Here is a 21,972-nt window from a genome sequence, read left to right as displayed (position 1 = left end):
CAGATGTGGGCCGTTGCCCGACGACCGAGGTGGATCGCGCTGCTGCTGCTGGCGCTCGTGCTGGCGGGGGTGTTCGCGGGGCTGGGCAAGTGGCAGCTCGAGCGGAGCATCGCCAACGGCAAGCCCCTGCCGGCGACCACCGAGACGCGCAGGACCCTCGAGGCCGTGACGACGCCGGAACGGCCGGTCAGCGAGAGCCTCGCCGGCCAGAAGGTGACCGTCACCGGCACCTTCGTCGCTGGTGACACCACCGTCCTGACCGGCCGCACCGGGGGTGGGACCTACCAGACCGTCGGGCACCTGGTGGACTCGGATGGCGGGGCGAGCCTCCCGGTCGTCATCGGCTGGTCCGACCGACGGGCGGACGCCGTCGCCGGGGGCGAGCGCCTGGCGGACGGGCAGACGCTGACCGTCCAGGGCCGCTACTACCCGGCCGAGTCGCCCGACCAGGACGCCTACAAGGAGGCCGAGTTCTCGGCCGTCGCACCGGCACGGCTCGTCAACACCTGGCAGGCGTTCGACGACCGGATGTACCTCGGGTACGTCGTCGCCGACGGCACCACCGCGGAGGCCGCCGACCTCGGCACCATCGCCGACCGAGCCCCGTCGCGCGAGGTGCAGTTCGACTGGCTCAACCTGTTCTACGCGATCGAGTGGGTCGTCTTCGCCGGCTTCGCCGTGTTCCTCTGGTACCGCTTCGTGAAGGACGCCTGGGAGCGCGAGCAGGAGGACGAGCGCGAGGCAGCGCTCGCCACCGAAGCCGACGCGCTCCGACGGTAGGATTGCCGACATGGCCCTGACCGTCCGACCCCGCGACATCCCCAAGATCCCGGGGGCGGTGAAGTGGTACCGCGTCTCGGCGTACATCACCGGTGTGCTGCTGCTGGCGCTGGCGGTCGAGATGGTCATCAAGTACACGCCGCTGCAGCTCGAGATGCAGCTCGGCAACGGCCCGTTCTTCGTGCCGAACGGCACCGCGGGCGAGACCCCCGGCACGTTCAACCTGTCGACGGCGATCCTGATCGCCCACGGCTGGCTGTACGTGCTCTACCTCTTCACGGACTTCCGGCTGTGGAGCATCATGCGCTGGAGGCCGACGCGCTTCCTGCTCATCGCCCTCGGGGGCATCATCCCGTTCATGTCCTTCGTCGTCGAACACCGCATGCAGCAGAAGGCCATGGACACCTACCACGAGCTGATCGCTGCGCAGCAGCGTGAGAAGGAGGCCGCTCGGTGAGCGAGACCGAACAGCGCCCCGTCCTCGTCGTCGACTTCGGCGCCCAGTACGCGCAACTGATCGCACGTCGCGTGCGTGAGGCGAACGTCTACAGCGAGATCGTGCCGCACTCCGTCACCGCGGACGAGATCCGCGCGAAGGACCCGGCCGCGATCGTGCTGTCCGGCGGGCCGTCGTCCGTGTACGAGGACGGCGCACCGTCGCTCGACGGCGAGATCCTGGAGCTCGGCGTCCCCGTGCTCGGCATCTGCTACGGCTTCCAGGCCATGGCGACCGCCCTGGGCGGCGAGGTCGCGAACACCGGACTGCGTGAGTACGGCGCGACCGCGGTCGATGTCACCGGGACCGACAGCGTCCTGCTCGGCGGACAGCCCGGGTCGCAGGTCACGTGGATGTCGCACGGCGACTCCGTGGCGAAGGCCCCGGAGGGCTTCGAGGTCCTCGCCTCGAGCGCCTCGACGCCCGTGGCGGCGTTCGCCTCCGACGAGCGCAAGCTCTACGGCGTGCAGTGGCACCCCGAGGTCAAGCACTCCGTGTTCGGCCAGGCCGTGCTCGAGAACTTCCTGCACCGTGCCGCGGGCCTGCCCGGCGACTGGAACTCGAGCAACGTCATCGAGGAGCAGGTCGCCCGCATCCGCGAGCAGGTCGGCTCCGCCCGGGTCATCGCCGGGTTGTCCGGCGGTGTCGACTCCGCCGTCGCCGCTGCCCTGGTGCACAAGGCCGTCGGCGACCAGCTGACCTGTGTCTTCGTCGACCACGGTCTCCTCCGCGCCGACGAGCGCAAGCAGGTGGAAGAGGACTACGTCGCCTCCACCGGTGTGCGGCTCATCACGGTCGACGCCGAGCAGCAGTTCCTCGACGCGCTCGCCGGCGTGAGCGACCCGGAGCAGAAGCGCAAGATCATCGGCCGCGAGTTCATCCGCACCTTCGAAGGGGCTGCCGAGGCGCTCGTGCTCGAAGCCCGCGGTGACGACGAGGCGGGCGAGGTCAAGTTCCTCGTGCAGGGCACCCTCTACCCCGACGTCGTCGAGTCCGGCGGCGGAGCGGGCACCGCGAACATCAAGTCGCACCACAACGTCGGCGGCCTGCCCGAGGACATGACGTTCGAGCTCGTCGAGCCGCTGCGCACCCTGTTCAAGGACGAGGTCCGTGCCGTGGGTCGCGAGCTCGGGCTGCCCGAGGTCATCGTCGGTCGCCAGCCGTTCCCCGGCCCGGGGCTCGGCATCCGCATCGTCGGCGAGGTCACGAAGGACCGCCTCGAGCTGCTCCGCGCCGCCGACAAGATCGCCCGCGAGGAGCTCACCGCGGCCGGCCTCGACGAGGAGATCTGGCAGTGCCCGGTCGTGCTGCTCGCCGACGTCCGCTCCGTGGGCGTGCAGGGTGACGGCCGGACCTACGGGCACCCGATCGTGCTCCGTCCGGTCTCCTCCGAGGACGCCATGACCGCCGACTGGACGCGTCTGCCGTACGACACCCTGGCGAAGATCTCGAACCGCATCACGAACGAGGTGCCCGACGTCAACCGGGTCGTGCTCGACGTCACGTCGAAGCCGCCGGGAACGATCGAGTGGGAGTGATGCTCCCCTGAGTCCCGAGGGCCCGGTGCGCAGTATGCGCGCCGGGCCCTCGTGCGTCCGGGTGCGCGCGGGCGTGGGCGGCGTGCGGCGTGGTGATCGGTCACGACGCCCCGCGCCGATGACGTCGAGCGGTCACGCAGAGTCGTTCGGGGGAGCGCGGGGCGACGGCGCGTGACCGGTCACCCGAGTGCGGGCGGAGTTTCGCGCGACTGCGGCCGGCCCCGCGGCGACCGAGACCGGCCCCGAGCCGACCCGGACCCACCCGCGGGGCCGCCCACCCGCCGGTCGTCCACCCGGGAACGACGAAGGGCCCCGGCGTGTGCCGGGGCCCTTCGTGTCGTGCTGGCGAGACCTACTCGCGGTTGCTCGCCAGGATCGCGAGGATGCGCAGGATCTCGATGTACAGCCAGACGACCGTCACGATGAGGCCGAACGCCGCGGTCCAGGCGTAGATGCGGGGTGCGCCGCGCTCGACACCGGTCTTGATCTGGTCGAAGTCCAGGACCAGCGAGTACGCGGCCATCACGACGACGAAGATGCCGATGAGGACGCCGAGCGGGATGCCGAAGATCGTGATGCCACGGAGACCGAACGCCGAGTCGGTGACGCCGGTGAGCATCAGGACCATGTTCACGAGCGAGAACGCCAGGTAGCCGACGCCCGCGATGATGAAGAAGCGGGTGGCCTTCGGCGTCGCGCGGATCTTGCCGGACCGGAACAGCAGCAGGGTGACGAAGAACACGCCCAGGGTGCCGAACACGGCCTGCGCGACGATGCCGTCAGCCTGTGGGATCGCGGTCTGGAAGAAGTTCGAGATGCCACCGACGAACAGTCCCTCGAAGAACGCGTACGTCAGGATCAGGCCCGGCGACGGCTTCTTCTTGAAGGTGTTGACGAGCGCCAGGACGAACCCGACGAGCGCGCCGACGACCCAGACGATCGGGGGCAGGTTCCAGCCGGCCACCGCACCGACGAGGAGCACGCCGAAGGCGAGCAGCGTCTTGACGATGGTGTCCTCGTACGACATGCGGTCCGTGTCGACCGTGGAGGCCGCGGGACGGTCGTACATGTACTGCAGCTGCTCGGGGGTCATGCCGCCCTGAGCCTGCCGCGGGGTCTGTCCCCAGCCGGCCTGCTGCTGACCAGCGCCGCCGCCCCAGGCGTTGCGTCCCTGGTCGTTGAAGGCGGGGGACTGGTCGAAACCGGGCTTGAAGGCCATGGTGTCCTCTTCCTAGGAGATTGGAGTCCTCTCAGCCTAGGTGCGCTGGGTCGCGGAAGGCTGAGGATTCGCGGCAAGCGGACGCGGGCTCGGGGGCCCCGCCGCCGGAAGCCTAGGGGCGTCCTCTGCACGGCTGCCCCGAACACGTCGAGAGTCCGCTGCCGACCCTGACGGCACCGCCGGGTACAGCCAGGTGACCAGGGCGACCGAGATCGTCATGAGCAGGAACCACGCCACGATCTTCGTCGCGGACACCGGCTGCCACACCGCGAGCTGCGCCGGGTAGCTCCACGCCCCGGCCCAGGTGGCCACGTTCTCGGCTGCCCAGATGAACACCGCGACGAGGGCCATCGCGACGAGCACGGGCATCCGCACCGTCGCCCGGTGGACCCGGACGTGCATGGTGGTCCGGGCGAACAGCAGCAGCACGAGGGCGAGCAACGGGAACCGGGCATCGGCGACGAAGTGGTGCGCGAAGAAGTTCAGGTAGATCCCGGCCGCCACCACCGCCAGCAGCCACTGCCGTGGGTACCGGTCGAACCGCAGGTCGAACAGGCGGTACACCCGCACCATGTACGAGCCGACGGCGCCGTACATGAACCCCGAGAAGAGCGGGACCCCGGCGACGACGAGCAGCCCGCCCGGTTCGTACGTCCACGAGCCCATGTGCGTCTTGAACACCTCCATCGCGGTCCCGACGACGTGGAACAGGAGCACGACCCGGAGTTCACGGACGGTCTCGAGCCCGCACACGAGCATGCCGACCTGCAGGAGCACGGCCGCGACGGTGAGCACGTCGTTCCGCATCGCGGCTGGCACGGTCAGGTGCGCCACGGACATCGTCACGAGCAGCAGCGCCCCGAACGCGCACGCCCAGGCCTGCTTCGCGCCGAACACCAGGAACTCGGTCACGGACACCCGCACGGGGCGGTGCGGCTGGTGTCCGGCGTCGAGCACCCGCCGGGCGGCTCGGTCGATCCGGGCCTCGACGGCGGTGGACAGGGATCGGACGGTCATGCGGCGATGCTCGGACCGCAGCCTGGGAACGACGGCCCGCCGCCGGACGCGTGTGTCCCGCGACACAGCCGGTCCACCGGTCACCCGCGGCAAGTAGGGTCGCGCCATGACCCTCGTGATCGCCCACCGCGGTGCACCCGGCTACCGCCCCGAGCACTCCCGGAGCGCGTACGAGCTCGCGATCGAACTCGGTGCGGACGCGATCGAACCGGATCTCGTGCCGACGAAGGACGGCGTGCTGGTGCTCCGCCACGAGAACGAGGTCTCCGGCACCACGGACGTCGCCGACCACCCCGAGTTCCGGCACCTGCGCACGACGAAGACCGTCGACGGTCAGACGGTGACGGGGTGGTTCACCGAGGACTTCACCTGGGCCGAGCTCCGGACGCTCCGGACCCGCGAACGCCTGCCGGTCCTGCGACCCGACTCGGCCGCGCACGACGGCGAGCAGCCGGTCCTGCGCCTCGAGGACCTGCTCGTGATCCTCGACGCCGCACCCCGCCCCGTGGGGCTCGTCGCCGAGGTCAAGCACGCCGCGTACTTCGAGCGCGCCGGGTTCCCGATGGGCGAACTGGTCGATGCCGCCCTCGGCGGGGCCGGGTGGCGGCACGACGACCGCCTGACCGTCGAGAGCTTCGAGAAGGGCGTGCTCCGTGACCTGCGCGAGCGCGGCACGGGCGGACGGCTCGTGTACCTCCAGGAGGCCCGGGGCAGCGCCCCGGACGAGGTCGCGTCCCACGGGTCGCTGGCTCCCACGTACGCCGCCGAGCGTTCCGACGACGCGCTCGCGTCGTTCGCCACCGAGTTCCAGGGCATCAGCGTCGACCTCGGGACCCTGATGGCCGGGGTCGACACCGTCGCACTCGACGACCCGTCACCGGTGCGGAGCGGGATCGTCGACCGCGCGCACGCCGTCGGGCTCGCCGTCTACACGTGGACGCTCCGGCCGGAGAACCGGTTCCTGCCCTCGCCGCTCCGGCGTGGCGGCGACGTCGCGGCGTTCGGTGACTGGGAGCGTTGGTACACGTCGATCCTCCGGACGGGCGTCGACGGTGTGTTCGCCGACCACCCAGACCTGGCGGTGCTCGCGCGGTCCGCTGTCGGGGGCGCCGCCTAGACTGTCCCGGACATGACGATCGTGCTCGACCCCTTCGAATCGACGCCCGAGCCGGGCGCCGGTGCCCGCGCGTACGAAGACCCGTTCACCGCGGGTCTGAACCCCCAGCAGAAGGAAGCCGTCGAGTACCGCGGCGAGTCCCTGCTGATCGTCGCCGGTGCCGGTTCCGGCAAGACGAGCGTGCTCACCCGCCGTATCGCGCTGCTGCTCGCCAACCGCGAGGCCTGGCCGTCGCAGATCCTGGCGATCACGTTCACGAACAAGGCCGCCGCCGAGATGCGCGAGCGGGTGCGTGCCCTGGTCGGCGGCGAGGCCGAGGGCATGTGGATCTCGACGTTCCACTCCGCGTGCGTGCGGATCCTCCGGCGCGAGGCCGAGCGGTTCGGGTTCCCGCAGTCGTTCACCATCTACGACTCCGCCGACTCCAAGGCGCTGCTCAAGCGGATCGTCAAGGAGCTCGAGGCCGACTCCCTCGGGCTGACGGTCGGCGCCGCGGCGTCGAAGATCTCCAAGCTCAAGAACGAGCTGCAGGACATCGACACCTACGCGCGGAACATCAACGTGAACGACCCGCAAGAGGTCATGTTCACCGAGGTGTTCCGGCGGTACACGAACGAGCTGCGCCGGGCGAACGCGTTCGACTTCGACGACCTCATCGGACAGACGGTCTTCCTGTTCCGGGCCTTCCCCGACGTCGCCGCCCTGTACCAGCGGCGCTTCCGCTTCATCCTGGTCGACGAGTACCAGGACACGAACCACGCCCAGTACGCCCTGATCCGTGAGCTCACCCGCGCGGTCCCGGTCGACCAGGTCGACAAGCTCGAGGACTCCGGCCAGCACGTCGCCCGGATGCGCGAGGCCGACGGTTCCATCGCGCCGGCGTCCCTGACCGTGGTCGGCGACTCGGACCAGTCGATCTACGCGTTCCGCGGGGCCGACATCCGCAACATCGTCGAGTTCGAGCGGGACTTCCCGAACTCCAAGGTGATCCTGCTCGAACAGAACTACCGCTCGACGCAGAACATCCTCGACGCCGCGAACGCCGTCATCGCGAACAACTTCGACCGTCAGGCGAAGAACCTGTTCACCGACGTCGGCGCCGGCGAGAAGATCGTCGGGTTCACCGGGTACACCGGCCACGACGAAGCCCAGTTCGTCGCCGACGAGATCCAGCGTCTGCGCGAGGACGGCACGGACTACCGCGACATGGCGGTGTTCTACCGGACGAACTCGCAGACCCGCGCGCTGGAGGAGATCTTCATCCGCGCCGCGATCCCGTACCGCGTGCTCGGCGGCACCAAGTTCTACGAGCGTGCCGAGATCAAGGACGCCATGGCGTACCTGATCACGGTCGCGAACCCGGCCGACCCGATGGCGCTCCGCCGCATCCTCAACGTGCCGAAGCGGGGCATCGGCGCCGTCACCGAGACCACTCTGCAGCGCTACGCCGACGAGCACGAGACGACGATGCGTGACGCCCTGCGGCACGCCGGAGAGCTCGGGTTCGGGCCGAAGGTGCGGAACGCCATCACCGAGTTCGCCGGTTTGCTCGACTCCGTGTCCGAGAAGGCACCGACCCAGCCGGTGGTGGACACCCTGACGCAGCTGCTCGACGGCTCCGGCCTGCTCGAGAACCTGCGGAAGTCGCCCGACGCGCAGGACGCCGCCCGGGCCGACAACATCGACGAACTCGTCGCCGTCACGCGGGAGTTCCAGAAAAACAACCCCGAGGGCACCCTGTCGGACTTCCTGACCGAGGTCTCGCTGGTCGCGGCGGCGGACGAGCTCGACGACTCGTCGGGCACGGTGTCGCTCATGACCCTGCACACCGCGAAGGGGCTGGAGTACGACGCGGTGTTCCTGACCGGCGTCGAGGAAGACCTGCTGCCGCACCGGATGAGCGCCAACGAGCCGGGTGGCCCCTCGGAGGAGCGCCGGCTGTTCTACGTCGGCATCACCCGTGCCAAGAAGTCCCTGTTCCTGTCGCTGGCGATGACCCGCGCGCAGTTCGGCGACGTCAACGTCGCGATGCCGTCGCGGTTCCTGCAGGAGATCCCCGAGGGCCTGATCGAGTGGAAGCAGTCGCCGGGCATGGCGAACAGCCGCGGCGGCACGCAACCCCGTGCACTCAACGCGAAGCGCGAGGGCGGCTTCGGCGGCGGTGGCGGTGGCGGCGGGTACCGCGGCGGCGGAGGCTGGGGCGGCGGCTCGTACGACCGTGCGGCGGCGGCGTCGAAGACCCGCCCGAAGACCGAGTGGGCGAACCGGGTGTCCGGGCAGGTCCGCGACAACGGGGACATGGAGCTCGCAGCCGGCGACCGCATCAAGCACGTCGACTTCGGCGAGGGCACGGTGTCCGCGGTCACGGGGCAGGGTGCCAAGCGCATCGCCGAGATCGCCTTCGACTCGGCGGGCCGCAAGAAGCTGCTCATCAAGATCGCGCCGATCGAGAAGCTCTAGCCGACGGGTCAGCGCACCATCCGGGTCGCGACGAGATCGACGTCGCCGAGGCGCTCCGTCTTGGTCGTGCCGTCACGGCGGAACCCGTTGCGGCGGTAGAAGGCCTCGGCGCGCGGGTTGTCGTCGGCGACCCACAGGAACGCCGGCCGGTCGCCGATCGCCTGGTCGAGGAGCGCCTGTCCCGCACCCGTCCCGTGCATCGTCGCGAGGACGTAGATGCCCTCGAGCTCGCGGTCCCGGACGGGTGGCACGTCGCGTCCGGGCCCGGCGGTGGCCCAGCCGACGATCCGACCGTCGTGCTCCGCGACGAGGACGGTGATCGCGGGGTCGGCGATGATGCGCCGCCAGCGGGACGTGCGGGCGACCGGGTCGAGCGAGGCGAGGAACGCCGCGGGCAGCAGGTGGGCGTAGGCCTCGCGCCAGGCCTGCACGTGGACGTCGGCGATCCCCGGGGCGTCGCGATCGTCGGCGGCCCGGACGGTGATCGATGGCGCGTTCCCCATGCCCCGACCGTATCGGCACGACCGACCGCCCTCGAGCGAGGCTCGCGTCCGCCACGCCCGGTGCCCCGTTCGGGTGACAGGAATGCCAGGTGAGGTTAGCCTCACCTAACATGAAATCGCTCGACCTGATCAGCCCCACGACCGCCCAGCGCTACCGGCAGGCAGTCGGTTCCACGGTCGACCGGCTCGCCGACCGCATCGCCGTCGCCGACCGGCCCACGACCGACTCGGCGGCATCCGTCCTGCGCGGGCGTGTGGCCGCCGTGGACCTCGACGCTCCGGCGATCGGGACGGACCGCGCGCTCGCCGAGCTCGACGAGCTGTTCGTCCGCGAAGCCGTCTGGTTCCACGCGCCCGGCTACCTGGCGCACCTGAACTGCCCGGTCGCCCTGCCCGCGGTCGCCGCCGAGGCCGTGCTCGCCGCCGTGAACCCCTCCGTCGACACGTGGGACCAGTCGCGCATCGGTACGGACATCGAGCGCGCCGTGGTCGACTGGCTCGCACGGCGGATCGGGTTCGCCGCGGGCGACGGCATCTTCACCTCCGGCGGCTCGCAGTCGAACCTGCAGGCACTGCTGCTGGCGCGCGAGGCCCTCGGGGTGAGCGGCACCGTCTTCACGACCGCCGAGACCCACTTCAGCATCGCGAAGTCCGCCCGGCTGCTCGGGCTCGAGGCCGTGGTCGCCGTCGCCACCGACGAAGCCGGCCGGATGGTGCCCGCTGCCCTCGCCGAGGCGATCGCCGCCGCCCGCGCGGCCGAGCAGACGCCGATGGCCGTCGTCGCGACCGCCGGCACCACCGACCGCGGGGTGATCGACCCCGTCGAGCCGATCGCCGACGTCTGCGACCTCGAGGACGTCTGGCTGCACGTGGACGCCGCCTACGGATGCGGTCTGCTCGTCTCACCGACCCGACGGCACCTGCTCGCCGGCATCGAGCGCGCCCGGAGCCTGACCGCCGACCTGCACAAGTCGTTCTTCCAGCCGGTGTCGTCGAGCGCGCTGCTCGTGCGGCACCCGGAGGACCTGCGTCGCACCGCCTGGTACGCCGACTACCTCAACCCGGAGGATGCCGACGAGCCCAACCAGGTCGACAAGTCGCTGCAGACCACCCGCCGGTTCGACGCCCTCAAGCTCTGGGCGACCCTGCGGGCAACCGGAGCCGAGGCGATCGGCACCGCGTTCGACGCCGTCATCGACCTCGCGGCGGCCACCCACCGGATGGTCGACGAGCACCCCGACCTGGTGCTCGTCGCGCCGACGCAGCTCAGCACCGTGCTGTTCCGCTGGCAGCCCGTCGGCATGACCGACGAGGACGCCGACGCGCTGGTCGCCCCGATCCGCGCGGCCCTGCTCGCCGAGGGGCGGGTGCTCATCGCCAAGACGGTGATCGACGGCCGCCCCTGCAACAAGCTCACGCTGCTCAACCCCGAGACCACCCCGGAGCAGATGCGCGCCGCGCTGGAGCACGTCGTCGCGACGGCTGAGCGTGTCCGCGCGACCACCACCACGCCCGAGGGAGCGATCCGATGACGACCGACCGCACCGCAGACCGCACCGCAGACCGCACCGCCGCCACCGTCCACGACGTCGTCGGCATCGGCATCGGCCCGTTCAACCTCGGCCTCGCCTGCCTGGCCGATCCCCTCGACGACCTCGACGCGGTGTTCCTCGACGCCGCCGACGGCTTCGCCTGGCACCACGGCATGATGCTCGACGACGCCACGATCCAGGTGCCGTTCCTGGCCGACCTGGTGACGATGGCCGACCCGACCTCGCCGTTCTCGTTCCTCGCCTGGCTCAAGGAGACCGGGCGCCTGTACCCGTTCTACATCCGCGAGGACTTCCACCCCCTGCGCAGCGAGTACGACGCCTACTGCCGCTGGGCAGCCGACCGGCTCGACACCCTGCGGTGGGGCTGCCGGGTGACCGCCGTCGAGCACGATCCCGGCACCGACACGTTCACGGTGCACGCCGAGACCGACCAGGGTCTCGAGACGTACCGCGCCCGCCACGTCGTCGTGGGCATCGGTACCGAGCCCGCCGTCCCCGCCCCGCTCCGCGGCATCGGCGGCCCGGCGATCCACTCCGCTGCGTTCCTGCCGAACCGCGACGCCCTGCGCGACGCCGGATCGATCGCCGTCGTCGGCAGCGGGCAGTCCGCCGCCGAGGTCTACCGCGAGCTGCTCGAGGACATCCGCCGGGACGGCTACCGCCTCGACTGGATCACGCGCTCGCCGCGGTTCTTCCCGATGGAGGACACCAAGCTCACCCTCGAGATGACGAGCCCGGAGTACACGGACCACTTCCACGCCCTGCCCGAGGCCGTCCGCGACCGCCTCGGCCGGGAGCAGCGTGGCCTGTACAAGGGGATCAGCGCCGACCTGGTCGACGACCTGTACGACCAGCTCTACCGGATCAGTGCGCGGGGGCCGGTCCCGACGACGCTCCGCACCGAGACGAGCGTGGTCGACGCCACCTGGCTCGCCGACCGCGGCACGTACCGGCTGACGCTGCGCCACGAGCAGCTCGACCGGACGTACGAGCACGAGGTCGAGCAGCTGGTGCTGGCGACCGGGTACACCCCGCGGGTGCCGCGGTTCCTCGATCCGGTCGAGCACCTCGTCGCCCGCGACTCCCGTGGTCGCCTGGCCGTCGCCCGCGACCACCACGTCGACACCCTGGGCGGACGCATCTGGGTGCAGAACGCCGAGGAGCACACACACGGCCTGACCGCGCCCGACCTCGGCATGGGGGCGTGGCGGAACGCGTCGATCATCCGGTCCGTCACGGGTCGCCCCGTGTACGGCCTGGAGGCCCGGATCGCCTTCCAGGAATTCGGCCTGCCCGCCTCGGGGCAGTCGACAGCAGCGTCGTCCGCCACCCACCCCGGCGCCGCGGAGCGCGCGCCGGCCCGGCACGCGACCGAGCGTGCGGAGGTGTCCGCATGAGCACGACCGTGACGACCACCGCGCCGGACGCGACGGTGCCCGTGGGAGCCGGGCCGGGCCTCCTGACCGTCGAACCCGTGGACCCGGAACGCGACGCCGCCGTCGTGCAGTCGTGGCTCGCGCACCCGGCGTCGTCCTGGTGGGAGATGGGCGACCTCGACGTGGACGGCGTCCGCGCCTACCTGGCCGGCGTGCAGGCGGACCCGGCGCAGGCCGCGTGGCTCGGTCGTCGCGACGGCGACCCGTGCTTCCTGGCCGAGACGTACGACCCCGCCGCCGTCCTGCTCACCAACGTGTGGGCGGCGGAGCCGGGCGACGTCGGCATGCACCTGCTCGTCGCGCCGCCGCCTGCCGCGGGCCGCGTGCACGGCCTGACGAGCGCGGTGATGCGCGCCGTCGTCGAGCACTGCCGGGACGCCCTCGGCGCGCGTCGGGTCGTCGTCGAACCTGACGTGCGGAACACGGCCGTGCAGGCGAAGAACGCCGCGGTCGGGTTCCGCGCGCTGCGACCGGTGGACGTCGGCGGGAAGCGGGCGCTCCTGTCGGTGCTCGACACCGACCGCATCGGTGTGCCGGACGACGACGGGCCGGCCGCGCACCTGCGGCCCGAGCACCTGGAGCCCGCGGAACGGCACCTCGTCGCGAAGACGATCGCGGAGTTCACGCACGAACGGCTGACCGCTCCCGAGGCAGACGGGGACGGGTGGCGGCTCGACGCGGGGGCGTCGACCTACCGGTTCCGGGCGCGGCAGCACGTGCTCGAGCACTGGTCGATCGACGAGGCCTCGTTGGCGCGGACCCGTGCCGGGGAGCCGGCGCCGCTCAGCGCGCAGGACCTCGTGCTGGAGCTGCGGGAGGTGCTCGGAATCCCCGACGAGCTGCTGGGGACGTACCTGGAGGAGATCGCCTCGACCCTGGCGAGCGCGGCGGCGAAGCACCGGCGGGGCGGGCCGTCGGCGGCGCAGCTCGCGCGCGGGCGGTCCGGGGCCGGGACGACCCAGGCGTCCGGGGAGACCGGGTCCGTCGAGGACGTCGTCGCGTCGTTCCAGGACGTCGAGGCGGCGATGACCGAGGGGCACCCGGCCTTCGTCGCCGCCAACGGACGGATCGGGTTCGGGCTCGACGAGTACCGGGCCTTCGCGCCGGAGTCCGGCGGCCGGTTCCGGTACCGGTGGCTCGCCGCCCGACGCGAGCACACGCACCTGGCGCTCGCCGCGGACCGCACCGAGCAGGCGCACTGGGAGTCGGAGCTGTCGGCGGACGTCGTGGCCGACTTCCGGGCCACGCTGGAGCGTCGCGGGCTCGACCCCGACGACTACGTGTGGCTGCCCGTGCACCCCTGGCAGTGGCAGCACCGGATCGCCGTGACCTTCGCGCCCGACCTGGGCCGGCAGGACCTGGTCGACCTGGGCGAGGGTCCGGACGAGTACCAGCCGCAGCAGTCGATCCGCACCGCGTTCAACCGCACCGACCCGGCACGCTCGTACATCAAGACGGCGCTCGCCGTGCAGAACATGGGGTTCCTGCGGGGGATGTCGCCCGCGTACATGCGGAACACCCCGGCGGTGAACGACTGGGTCGCCGGGATCGTCGCCGCCGATCCCACGCTCACCGCCGCCGGCTTCTCGGTCCTGCGGGAGCACGCATCGATCGGGTACACCGGCGACGCGTACCACCGGGTGGACGTGTCCTCGCCGCAGCGGAAGATGCTCGCGGCACTCTGGCGGGAGAGCCCGCTGCCGCGGGTGACGGACGGCGAGCGACTGCTGACGATGGCGGCACTGCTGCACCGCGACGCCTCGGGGGCGGCCGTGGTCTCGGCGCTGATCTCGGCCTCCGGGCTGCCCGCCGACGAGTGGGTGCGGCGCTGGCTCGACGCGTACCTGCTGCCCGTCGTGCACTGCCTGACCGTGCACGAGCTGGCCTTCATGCCCCACGGCGAGAACCTGGTGCTCGTCGTGCGGGACGGCGTCGTGGTCCGTGCCGTGATGAAGGACATCGGCGAGGAGGTCGTGGTGCTCGGGCGCGACGCCGACCACCCGGTCCCCGCCGACATCGAGCGGATCGTGCACCCGGTCTCCGACGACGAAGCGGCGCTCGCCGTGTTCACCGACGTGTTCGACGGGGTGCTGCGGTTCGTCGCCGCGATCCTGGACGACGACGGGGTGCTGCCGGAGGCTCGGTTCTGGCAGGTCGTGGGGGAGTGCATCGACGCCCACGCCGCTGCACACCCGGACCGTCGTCGGCCGCTGGACCTGCGGGTACGGACGTTCGAGCACTCGTGCCTGAACCGGTTGCAGCTGCGGAACACCCTGTCGATGGTGGACCTGGCGGACCAGTCGGCGTCGCTCATCCGGGCGGGGGCGATGGGGAACCCGATCGGGCGGTAGGGGGGTCTGTCGGTCGGTGGTGCTGGCTGGCGGCGGCGGGCGGCTGGCGGCTGGTGCCGCTGGTCGGCGGTTCCGTTGCCGGCGGCGGCTGGCGGTCGCCGGTTCCGTTGCCGTTCGCACAACCGAAGTGCGTTCACGCCGCGCCTTGCCGTGGCGCGGACGCACTTCGGTTGTGCGGGGTGTGGCGGGGCGTCTCAGGGCTGGAGGCGGGTGGCCGTCCAGGCGCCTTCGGCAAGTGCGTACTGCAGTCGTCGGTGCATCCGGTCGCGGCTGCCGTGCCAGAACTCCACGATGTCCGGCTCGAGACGCCAGGCGACCCAGCCCGCCGGCCGGGGGACATCGTCGCCCGAGTCGGCGAGCAGGTCGTTCGCGTCGTCGATCAGGTCCTGCAGGGTGCGCGGTTCGAGCACGGCCGACTGATCGGCGATGGCCGTCGCGGCGCGTGACTTCGGGGAGCGGTCCGCGAACAGGGCATCGGACTCGTCGTCCGACAGCCGCACGACGCGCCCCTCGAACCGGAGCTGCTGCATCGTCTCGCGCCAGTACGCCTGCAGAGCCGCGTGCGGGTTCTCGGCGAGTTGGCGGCCCTTCGGGCTGTCCTCCGATGTGCCGAAGACCAGTCCGTCCGCCTCGATGCGCTTCACGTCGACGGTGCGCGCCGACACACGACCGTCCGCCCCGGCCGTGGCGAGGGTCATCGACAACGGCTCGGAGACCTCTCGGTCCTCCGCCGCGGACAACCACTCGCGGGCGAGGTCGAGCGGAGATGTTGGCGGGTTGTCGAACTCGGGCAGGTGCAGGGAGTCGTCACCGGAGAGCGGGGCAGAGGACATGGACCCAGCCAACCGTGCGCGGGGGTTCGGCGTTCAGGGAGTCGGGGACGGTCGCCGCCGGTGCCCGGTCAGGCGTCAGGGAACTTCGCTGCGACGAACGCGCGTTGCGCCTGCACGGTGCCGAGGTGTTCGTCGGCCGGGGCGAACACATCGACGAGGTCCTTGAGCCGGGGGCGACGACCGCGGCTGAGTCGGTAGGCACGCAGGCCACCACCCTGCTGTCGTGCCATCGCGCTCGGCCACACGTCCACGCGCGCCCCCTGCACGCCCAGGAGCCAGCTGTCGACGTCGAGCGATTCCCGCACCAGGCTCAGCGCCTCGAAGGCGTCATCGGCCGTGGCCGAGTGCTCGACGCCCGACAGCAACACGGTCACGGTGTACCGCACCTGATGGTCGGAGTTCGTCAGGTCCATCTCGACGGTCACGCTCGCCGGAGCGCTCGTGCCGTTGCGGTGAGCGGTTCGTTCGTAGGTCGTCATGTCACTCACCGAGCCGCAGAGCATTGAAGAACGGGATGCCCGGGTGCGCGATTGCGCCTCCCGGACCGATGGTCATCACGGTTCCTGACTCGTGCATCGTGGCGTTCCGCGGAGTCGCCGAGAAGACGCTCGGTCCGAACCCGGGGAACCTGACGCGCGACGCGATCTCGTCGAACGTCGCGACCCGATCGAGCTCCAAGCCGTAGCCCACGTGACGGTGCCCGAGCGAGTCGGTGTACTCGACGCGGCGGAAGGTCCACGCCCGTTCCGCCGGGCACGGAGACGGCGAGACGGCTTCCGCCAACCGCGCGAGCTGTCGGCAGACGGCAAGCCGCGCGGCGAGGGGGCCATCCGGGACCGAGTTGAGGAGCTCGTGGGCGAACGGGATGTCGATGACGGCAGGCGGGTACTCCTGGTCACCGAAGGCCGTCGTGGTGATCTCCGTCGGGAGATCGGCGTGCCGCGCGAACAGGCGGTACGGCGGAAGCGGTGCCGCTCGGAGGTTGCCGTCGCCGTCGCGCCAGTCGCTCGTCAGGTCGACCGGGACGTCGTCTTCCCCGACGACGCGGAGCGAGCGCTCGTCCAGTCCCCAGTACGTGTCGCAGGCGACGCACCGGAAGTACGAGGTCTGTTGCCGGCGGCTGACGCCGATCGATATCTCGGCCCTGCCGTGGCGTGCCACTGCAGCGGTGCAGACCGAACACCCCGGCTCGATCGCCGTCGGATCCGCGCTCGGCATCGTCATCGATCGATCACCACTCGGTTGAACGGGAGCGCTGTGGGCGCGGTCACGCCCGGTCCGATGGCGAGGAGGGTGCCCGCTGAGTCCGAGCGATGGGCGGCCGGACTGGGTGGGCGATGGTACCGGTCTTCCTCGGGCAACACGGCGCGATCGCTGAGCAGCTGCAGGCTTGGCTTCCCGCGGAGCACCGCCCGTACCCGACGTGGAGGTGGCTCACCCACCGTGAACCCGTGCCACGAGTGGTCGGGCGATTCCCGGTGACGGAGTACGCGAACTCGACGACGACGCCACGGTCGTACGGCAACGTGGCGGGTCGGCCATGGTCGTCGATCGCGAGGTGCAACTCATCGGGTACGGGGACAGCAGTGAGGCGCACGTTCACCACTCCAGGAGCATGCTCGTCACGGGAGAGCGCCACGTGAGGACGTCAACCATCGGACAGGACGGCGAGTGCAAAACGCGCCCGCTCACTCGCGAACCCGCCGGGGAAGTCCCGGACCAGTGTCGTTCCGTCATCGAGGCGTTCCGCCGCCATGCCGTCGGGAAGTCGAAGGTCGTCCAGAGTGGAGTGGCCCCGCCAGAGGACGGTCGCGGAGTGTTCCACAGCCTTCGAAAGGCGCTGGTTCGAAGGTCGAGTCGAGAGCCGACCGCCTTCCTGTTGGATTGATTGGACGATGTACGGCAGACGTCCCCATCCGGCCTCGGCGGGGTGCTCAGCGGGGACGTCGCGACCGTTCCATGTGGGGGTGGCGGCGAGCGCGGGACCGAGACGGATCAGTGCACGAAAGGCTGTGTCTCGGTCGTCGTTCACGAGCGTGTCTCCGTTGACCGCCATCCGCAGATCGACCGAGTACCGGTGGTCACCCGCTCGTACTCCGTCTCGAATTCGAGCGATCGGCGTCCCAGGGCCGCCAGGGCGTTCGACGAGTTCAATCCCTTCGCCGAAGGACCACTCCTTCTCGAGGTCGGCGATCGAACACGGCCGTCCGACGGCGGTGAATCGCCTGTCAACGAGGAGTTCATTGCCGCGTTGCCGGAATGGTCCTCGATGCTCGGCGATCGTGAAAGAGCGGTCCTCGAGCCAGTTCATGAAGGTGAGCAGACGACCGTACTCCGGCCAGAGCGGGTCCGGGGACGTCATCGTGCGGAGACGACCATCGGGTTGTGGCTCCGGCCTCGCTCGCCACGACCTCGATGTCGGCAGCAGGGATCTGCCCGCCCTCGTGACCCCCGTCCTCATCGACCTGGCATCAGCGCGGTGCGACGTGCGCGAGTGGCGGCTGCTGTCGAACCCAGGTGGCGTGTTCGACAGGAAGCTCGTCTATCCAGGCAGTGATGACCGGTACCGGAACGTCGTGTGCACGAGCGAGTTCGAACACGATCTCGGCGAAGGCGATCGCAGAGTCACGGTCAGCCGTCGACACGACGACCATCAAGTCCTCGGGCACGATGTCGACACCGTGGCGGAACAGCCACACCCGGACCACGCCCGGCGTGGGCTGGGCTCGCTCGGCGAGCGCCTCGGAGAACTCTTTGGACGCGGACGGTGCCGGGCGGAGCGTGACCGCGGCGCCGGCGGGGAAGGGGCCGCCCGCGGCGATGACCGTCTGCTTCTCGTCGGGCTGCACGACCTGCGGGTACGGCTGGTCGATGTCGAGCACGAGACCCCAATCAGCTGGGAGACCGGCGACCAGGCGCGACATCGGCAGTGACAGCGGCGTCGCTGCGACCCCGGCCGGGATGCGAGCGACGGCGGCTGCAGGATCGGTGAAGGCAAGCGCGAGCGGGGTGCCTTCAGGACTGACGACTCCGAGCGGGATTCCCTGCTCGTCATGCCGGAGTGCGACGACCTCGGCTGCCGCGAACGCGAATCGTGAGCGCACCATCAGGGCGCGCCGCTGTGCGGAGGTGAGATTCGTGGTGGTGCTCATCAGGAGAAGATCCTCGCGAACAAGCTCGGTCGTGCCGTGGACGGGGGTGTGAACACGAGCGCGAACGTCGGGTGCAGCGGGTCGCCGGGGTGGGGAATGTCGCGGATGATCGCGTACCCATCGCAGAGTACCTCCGCGTGGACCCCCTGCGGGAACACGAATCGCGCGAGCAGCTCTGTCCAGTCGTCTGATCCACGGATCTCGGTACCCCACGTCGGGCGGACGACACCGGACAGCGTCTTGTACGCACCGAGATCGGGACGGACCTCGAGCCCCAGTTCGGTGATCGTGCGGACGACCGGCGCGAGCCTGCCCCATCCCTGTTCGTACGGGCCGGTGGACGGCACGGTGTACGTTCCGCGCGCGTCGATCGCCAGGGGTTCCACGGTTTTCTCGATGCGTGAGACCGTCGTGGGGACCACGCCGGGTTCGTGGCGGTCGATCGCTGCTCGGTCCGGGCTCAACGTCGTGCGGAAGCGGCGCGCTTCGTACTCGTTCCGCCAGCCGTCCTCGATGTTGACGTCGGTCCGGCCGTCGACCGCGAACGATGCGACGTGGAACGAGTCCGCCAGGGCCACCGACTCGAGGACCGCGGGTGCGGACGTCGTGTGGACGAGTGCCGCGCGTGGGACGACGACCTGACGCCCGCGCTCGAACAGCGTGCCGTCGAGGTCCTCGACCTCGTGCCCGTCGGTCGACAGGGCATTGAGCAATCGCAGGCTCGCGCCGTACTCCGGCCACAGCGGGTCGACGGTCTCGGTGATGGTCCACCGGCCGTCCGCGGCGCGCTCGGGCAGGGCATTCCAGGACGGTGATCGGTCCAGGAGCTCGTGGCCCGCCCGGGTGACGCCGCTCCGGGTCACCGCAGTCGGTCCTGGACGGACTGCGTCGCCTCGCTGATGTCCCACGGTGCCGTCACGATGCCCGCCGCGACCACTGGCCCGCGGGAGCCCAGGTCCTGCAGCGCGTTCGCGTACTGGTGTGTCGTGAGCACCCCCGGCTGCGGGCTCCGCGTCGCTGGGTCCATCAGCACCTGGTTCATCCCGTCGGGGACGACGTTCCCTGCTTGGTCGACAGGGCTGAGTACGCCGGCGTTCACGAGGGCGTTCGTCGACTTGTCCGTGAAGAGCTGGTGCTGCCCGCCACCGCCGAACTGGGTGTTCGCCTGCGCGATGCCCTCGGCATGCGGCAGCGGTTGGTTCACCAGGTAGCTGTCGCCGGTGTTGCGGTAGTCGGGGTGCGTCTGCGCCCCTGCGGGGACGCCGTCGTGACCGGCGTGGGACTGCACGCCCACTTGTACCGACTCGCTGTAGTCGGAGGCGCTGCCGCCGGCGTGCATGGTGCCGTCGGGGACGTAGAAGTTGCCGTGGCCAGGACCGCTGATCTGGAGGGTCTGCCCCACGAGCGAGTCGGCGTCGCCGTTCGCCCAGCGGTCGACACCCAGGTAGCCGCTCCGGAAGCCGCCCTTGCCGCCCTGCCAGTGCCGGGCGAGTTCTGCGAGCGACGAGCCGCCGTTGTCCCAGTACGCCTGCGTGGCTTTGTTCGCGATCTCCGGCATCGAGCGGATCGAGGCAATGAAGCCGTCCCCAGGGCGCCGGAGGGAACCGACCGCCGCCGATCCACCGTGGACGGCGAGAGCGCGGAGCGACTCGACCGAACGCAGAGCGGCACCGTGGCGCAGGTTGTTGACCAGGTGCAGGCCCGGCGCGAACAGTTGTCGGCTCTCCGATGCGACGTGTCGACCGGCGGCGCTGAACTTGGCGGCGAGTGAGGCGCCCTTCGCGAACTCCTCACCGATCTTCGCCGCGGTGGTGATGCCCTTCATCCCGGGGATGCAATCGAGCAACGCGAACGCGAGGTCCCACCCGTCGGCCGTGCCCTTCGACATCTTGTACAAGGTGTCGGCGAGCACGAGCAACGCCGCACCGAGCACGATCCATGCGAGCGGCCCGCCGATGATCATGACGATGATGCCGCCCACGGCCACGACGACCTTCGCGATGGAGACGATGGTCTCCCACGCCTCGGAGCCGAAGATCTTGTCCCACGTGGACTGCTTCCCCAACCCCGCATCGGCTGCTTCACCGATCTTCGTGGCGGTCCGCCGTTCTGCGTCCTCCCAGTCGCCCTTCGCATCCGCGACGAGCCGCTTCGCCGCGTCGATCCGCGACTGCGCCGCCGCGATGTCCCCCTGCGCCGAGCTGACCGACCCCTGTGCGACGGAAGCGTTGTCGGACGCCGCACGCAACTGCGCCGGCGACGGCACCTCCACCCCGTCCGGCACGTCGGAACCCGCCGGGTACTCGTCAGCGACCTTCGCCAGGTCCTTCGACGCCGACTGGTAGTGCGACAGGGTCGACTGCGCATCCGCCAACCGGTCCTGCGCCGCGGCGAGGTCCCCGGTGGCGTCCTTCGCGTCCGCCAACGCACCATCCGCCCGGTACTGGGTGTCATCGACCGTGTCCGCCCACCCCGACAACGCCGTCGCCGCGAGCTCGTACGAGTCGACGAGCTTGGTCAGGTCCGACGGGGTGTCCTCGATCGCGTCGACGAACACGTCGGCCGCTTCACCCTCCCAGTCGGTCAGCCACCCCGACCCCTGCACCGACTGCAGCCGCGTCGAGGCATCATCAGCGGCGTCGGAGATGCGCTGGTACTCCCGCGCCATCATCCGCAACGTCGACGGATCACCCTTGACCGGATCATCACCCTGATCGACGACATCCCACCCCGACGGCCGCCCCATGACTACTGCGCCCTCGAGGCAGCGGGTCCGCCGCCGCCGTTCTCGTCGTTGACCTGCAGGGCGTGGGCCAGCTGCTCGTCGGTCTCGGTGTAGGTCTCGATGGACGAGCTCAACATGTCCGCCAACGCCTTCGTCGACTCGCTGATCTTGTCCCGCTTGTCGCCCCAGCGGTGGTCGAAGTCGTGCAGGGCGTCCTGCACGGTGCTCGAGCCGATGGCGTCGTCGGACGCGTCGACACGCTTGTGTGCCTGCTCGAGCGTGCTGTGCACGGTCGTCAGGTCGTTCTGGAGCTCCCCGAGCCCCATCAGGTCAACCAGCAGCTTGCCTGCCACGGAACAATCCCTCCCCGATACGAACCGACGCCGTCAGGACGGCGCCACAGGACCGCGACGACCCCGTGCCCCACGCGATCGCGGGGCACGGGGTCGACGTCGGTGTCAGCCCTTGAGGCCGGAGGCCAGCGACTCGTCCGTCTCGGACAGGGTCTGCGAGGCCTTGGAGAGGAACGTGGAGAGGCCCTCGAGCCCCTGGACCGTCTGGGTCACGCCACGGTTGAACTCGTCGTAGGACTCGCCGAACGCGACCGACGACTTGTCGGTGACGTAGCCGTCCGAGATGAGCTGCTGGATCTTGCGCTGCAGCGCCGACAGACGGTCTTCGATGTCCGCCTGACCCGCCTTGAGGTCGGAGGCTGCTGCCTCGAGGTCTGCGTACGAGACGTTGATGTTCGCCACGGTGTGACTCCCTTTCCCCGGAGTTTCGTCTGTCCCC

General features: G+C 70.5%; 20 protein-coding genes. 8 read left to right on the top strand and 12 right to left on the bottom strand.

All coding sequences use genetic code 11. The annotated features are described in order from the left end of the window. The first annotated feature begins 3 nt into the window (after window positions 1-3). Genes I8920_RS14285 through guaA form a run of 3 tightly spaced genes read left to right on the top strand, consistent with a single transcriptional unit; the run spans window position 4 to window position 2,814 of the window. Window positions 4-780 (top strand): SURF1 family cytochrome oxidase biogenesis protein, encoded by a 777-nt coding sequence (locus I8920_RS14285; protein ID WP_198656951.1) that lies wholly within the window; start codon window positions 4-6, stop codon window positions 778-780. A 10-nt stretch (window positions 781-790) separates the two neighbouring features. Next, window positions 791-1,237, top strand: a complete 447-nt coding sequence (locus I8920_RS14280; RefSeq protein ID WP_198656950.1) for a DUF3817 domain-containing protein — start codon at window positions 791-793, stop codon at window positions 1,235-1,237. Beyond that, complete coding sequence (guaA, locus tag I8920_RS14275) at window positions 1,234-2,814, top strand: glutamine-hydrolyzing GMP synthase (protein WP_198656949.1); 1,581 nt, start codon at window positions 1,234-1,236, stop codon at window positions 2,812-2,814. Before I8920_RS14280 ends, guaA begins: the two co-directional genes overlap by 4 nt. 352 nt (window positions 2,815-3,166) lie before the next feature. Here guaA and I8920_RS14270 read toward each other — a convergent pair whose 3' ends face one another. Both I8920_RS14270 and I8920_RS14265 read right to left on the bottom strand, forming a co-directional pair. Then, window positions 3,167-4,033: a Bax inhibitor-1/YccA family protein gene (locus I8920_RS14270; RefSeq protein WP_198656948.1), complete on the bottom strand. Its 867-nt coding sequence runs from the start codon at window positions 4,031-4,033 to the stop codon at window positions 3,167-3,169. Between the two features lie 36 nt (window positions 4,034-4,069). Continuing rightward, window positions 4,070-5,050, bottom strand: a complete 981-nt coding sequence (locus tag I8920_RS14265; protein ID WP_198656947.1) for a DUF817 domain-containing protein — start codon at window positions 5,048-5,050, stop codon at window positions 4,070-4,072. A 106-nt stretch (window positions 5,051-5,156) separates the two neighbouring features. Between I8920_RS14265 and I8920_RS14260 the strand changes: the two genes are divergently transcribed. Then, complete coding sequence (locus tag I8920_RS14260; RefSeq protein WP_198656946.1) at window positions 5,157-6,167, top strand: glycerophosphodiester phosphodiesterase family protein; 1,011 nt, start codon at window positions 5,157-5,159, stop codon at window positions 6,165-6,167. A gap of 12 nt (window positions 6,168-6,179) precedes the next feature. Beyond that, the gene (locus I8920_RS14255; protein ID WP_198656945.1) at window positions 6,180-8,627 is read left to right on the top strand and encodes an ATP-dependent helicase; all 2,448 of its coding nucleotides are present in this window, start codon (window positions 6,180-6,182) and stop codon (window positions 8,625-8,627) included. A gap of 8 nt (window positions 8,628-8,635) precedes the next feature. Here the strand turns inward: I8920_RS14255 and I8920_RS14250 are convergent, their stop codons facing one another. Continuing rightward, on the bottom strand, window positions 8,636-9,130 hold the full coding sequence (locus I8920_RS14250) for a GNAT family N-acetyltransferase (protein ID WP_198656944.1): 495 nt from the start codon (window positions 9,128-9,130) through the stop codon (window positions 8,636-8,638). A 110-nt stretch (window positions 9,131-9,240) separates the two neighbouring features. Between I8920_RS14250 and I8920_RS14245 the strand changes: the two genes are divergently transcribed. Genes I8920_RS14245 through I8920_RS14235 form a run of 3 tightly spaced genes read left to right on the top strand, consistent with a single transcriptional unit; the run spans window position 9,241 to window position 14,470 of the window. Continuing rightward, entirely contained in the window at window positions 9,241-10,662 is a 1,422-nt protein-coding gene (locus I8920_RS14245; protein ID WP_198656943.1) for a pyridoxal phosphate-dependent decarboxylase family protein, read from the top strand. Further along, window positions 10,659-12,080, top strand: a complete 1,422-nt coding sequence (locus tag I8920_RS14240) for a lysine N(6)-hydroxylase/L-ornithine N(5)-oxygenase family protein (RefSeq protein WP_198656942.1) — start codon at window positions 10,659-10,661, stop codon at window positions 12,078-12,080. Before I8920_RS14245 ends, I8920_RS14240 begins: the two co-directional genes overlap by 4 nt. Beyond that, window positions 12,077-14,470 carry a GNAT family N-acetyltransferase gene (locus I8920_RS14235; RefSeq protein ID WP_198656941.1) on the top strand — a complete coding sequence of 798 codons (2,394 nt, stop codon included), beginning with the start codon at window positions 12,077-12,079 and terminating at the stop codon, window positions 14,468-14,470. Before I8920_RS14240 ends, I8920_RS14235 begins: the two co-directional genes overlap by 4 nt. A 194-nt stretch (window positions 14,471-14,664) precedes the next feature. Here I8920_RS14235 and I8920_RS14230 read toward each other — a convergent pair whose 3' ends face one another. The 9 genes from I8920_RS14230 to I8920_RS14190 form a co-directional block, all read right to left on the bottom strand. Beyond that, the gene (locus tag I8920_RS14230) at window positions 14,665-15,303 is read right to left on the bottom strand and encodes a pyridoxine/pyridoxamine 5'-phosphate oxidase (RefSeq protein WP_198656940.1); all 639 of its coding nucleotides are present in this window, start codon (window positions 15,301-15,303) and stop codon (window positions 14,665-14,667) included. Between the two features lie 68 nt (window positions 15,304-15,371). Then, window positions 15,372-15,791, bottom strand: a complete 420-nt coding sequence (locus I8920_RS14225) for a hypothetical protein (RefSeq protein ID WP_198656939.1) — start codon at window positions 15,789-15,791, stop codon at window positions 15,372-15,374. Further along, the gene (locus I8920_RS14220; protein WP_198656938.1) at window positions 15,784-16,527 is read right to left on the bottom strand and encodes a hypothetical protein; all 744 of its coding nucleotides are present in this window, start codon (window positions 16,525-16,527) and stop codon (window positions 15,784-15,786) included. Before I8920_RS14220 ends, I8920_RS14225 begins: the two co-directional genes overlap by 8 nt. A gap of 424 nt (window positions 16,528-16,951) precedes the next feature. Continuing rightward, the gene (locus I8920_RS14215; RefSeq protein ID WP_198656937.1) at window positions 16,952-17,614 is read right to left on the bottom strand and encodes a hypothetical protein; all 663 of its coding nucleotides are present in this window, start codon (window positions 17,612-17,614) and stop codon (window positions 16,952-16,954) included. A gap of 160 nt (window positions 17,615-17,774) precedes the next feature. After that, complete coding sequence (locus I8920_RS14210) at window positions 17,775-18,455, bottom strand: hypothetical protein (RefSeq protein WP_198656936.1); 681 nt, start codon at window positions 18,453-18,455, stop codon at window positions 17,775-17,777. After that, a complete protein-coding gene (locus tag I8920_RS14205) occupies window positions 18,455-19,318 on the bottom strand; it encodes a hypothetical protein (RefSeq protein WP_198656935.1) in 864 nt (287 codons plus the stop codon). The genes I8920_RS14210 and I8920_RS14205 overlap by 1 nt, the downstream gene beginning before the upstream one ends. Next, window positions 19,315-21,201: a WXG100 family type VII secretion target gene (locus I8920_RS14200; RefSeq protein WP_332873165.1), complete on the bottom strand. Its 1,887-nt coding sequence runs from the start codon at window positions 21,199-21,201 to the stop codon at window positions 19,315-19,317. The genes I8920_RS14205 and I8920_RS14200 overlap by 4 nt, the downstream gene beginning before the upstream one ends. Window positions 21,202-21,203: 2 nt before the next feature. Next, on the bottom strand, window positions 21,204-21,533 hold the full coding sequence (locus I8920_RS14195; RefSeq protein ID WP_198656933.1) for a hypothetical protein: 330 nt from the start codon (window positions 21,531-21,533) through the stop codon (window positions 21,204-21,206). 105 nt (window positions 21,534-21,638) lie between these two features. Next, entirely contained in the window at window positions 21,639-21,935 is a 297-nt protein-coding gene (locus I8920_RS14190) for a WXG100 family type VII secretion target (RefSeq protein ID WP_071404660.1), read from the bottom strand. Window positions 21,936-21,972 lie beyond the last annotated feature (37 nt).

The organism is Curtobacterium sp. YC1, assembly GCF_016267665.1.
In the GTDB taxonomy this organism is placed as follows: domain Bacteria; phylum Actinomycetota; class Actinomycetes; order Actinomycetales; family Microbacteriaceae; genus Curtobacterium.
The sequence above is the reverse complement of the archived record's forward strand: the minus strand, read 5'-3'. Positions and strand labels throughout refer to the sequence as shown.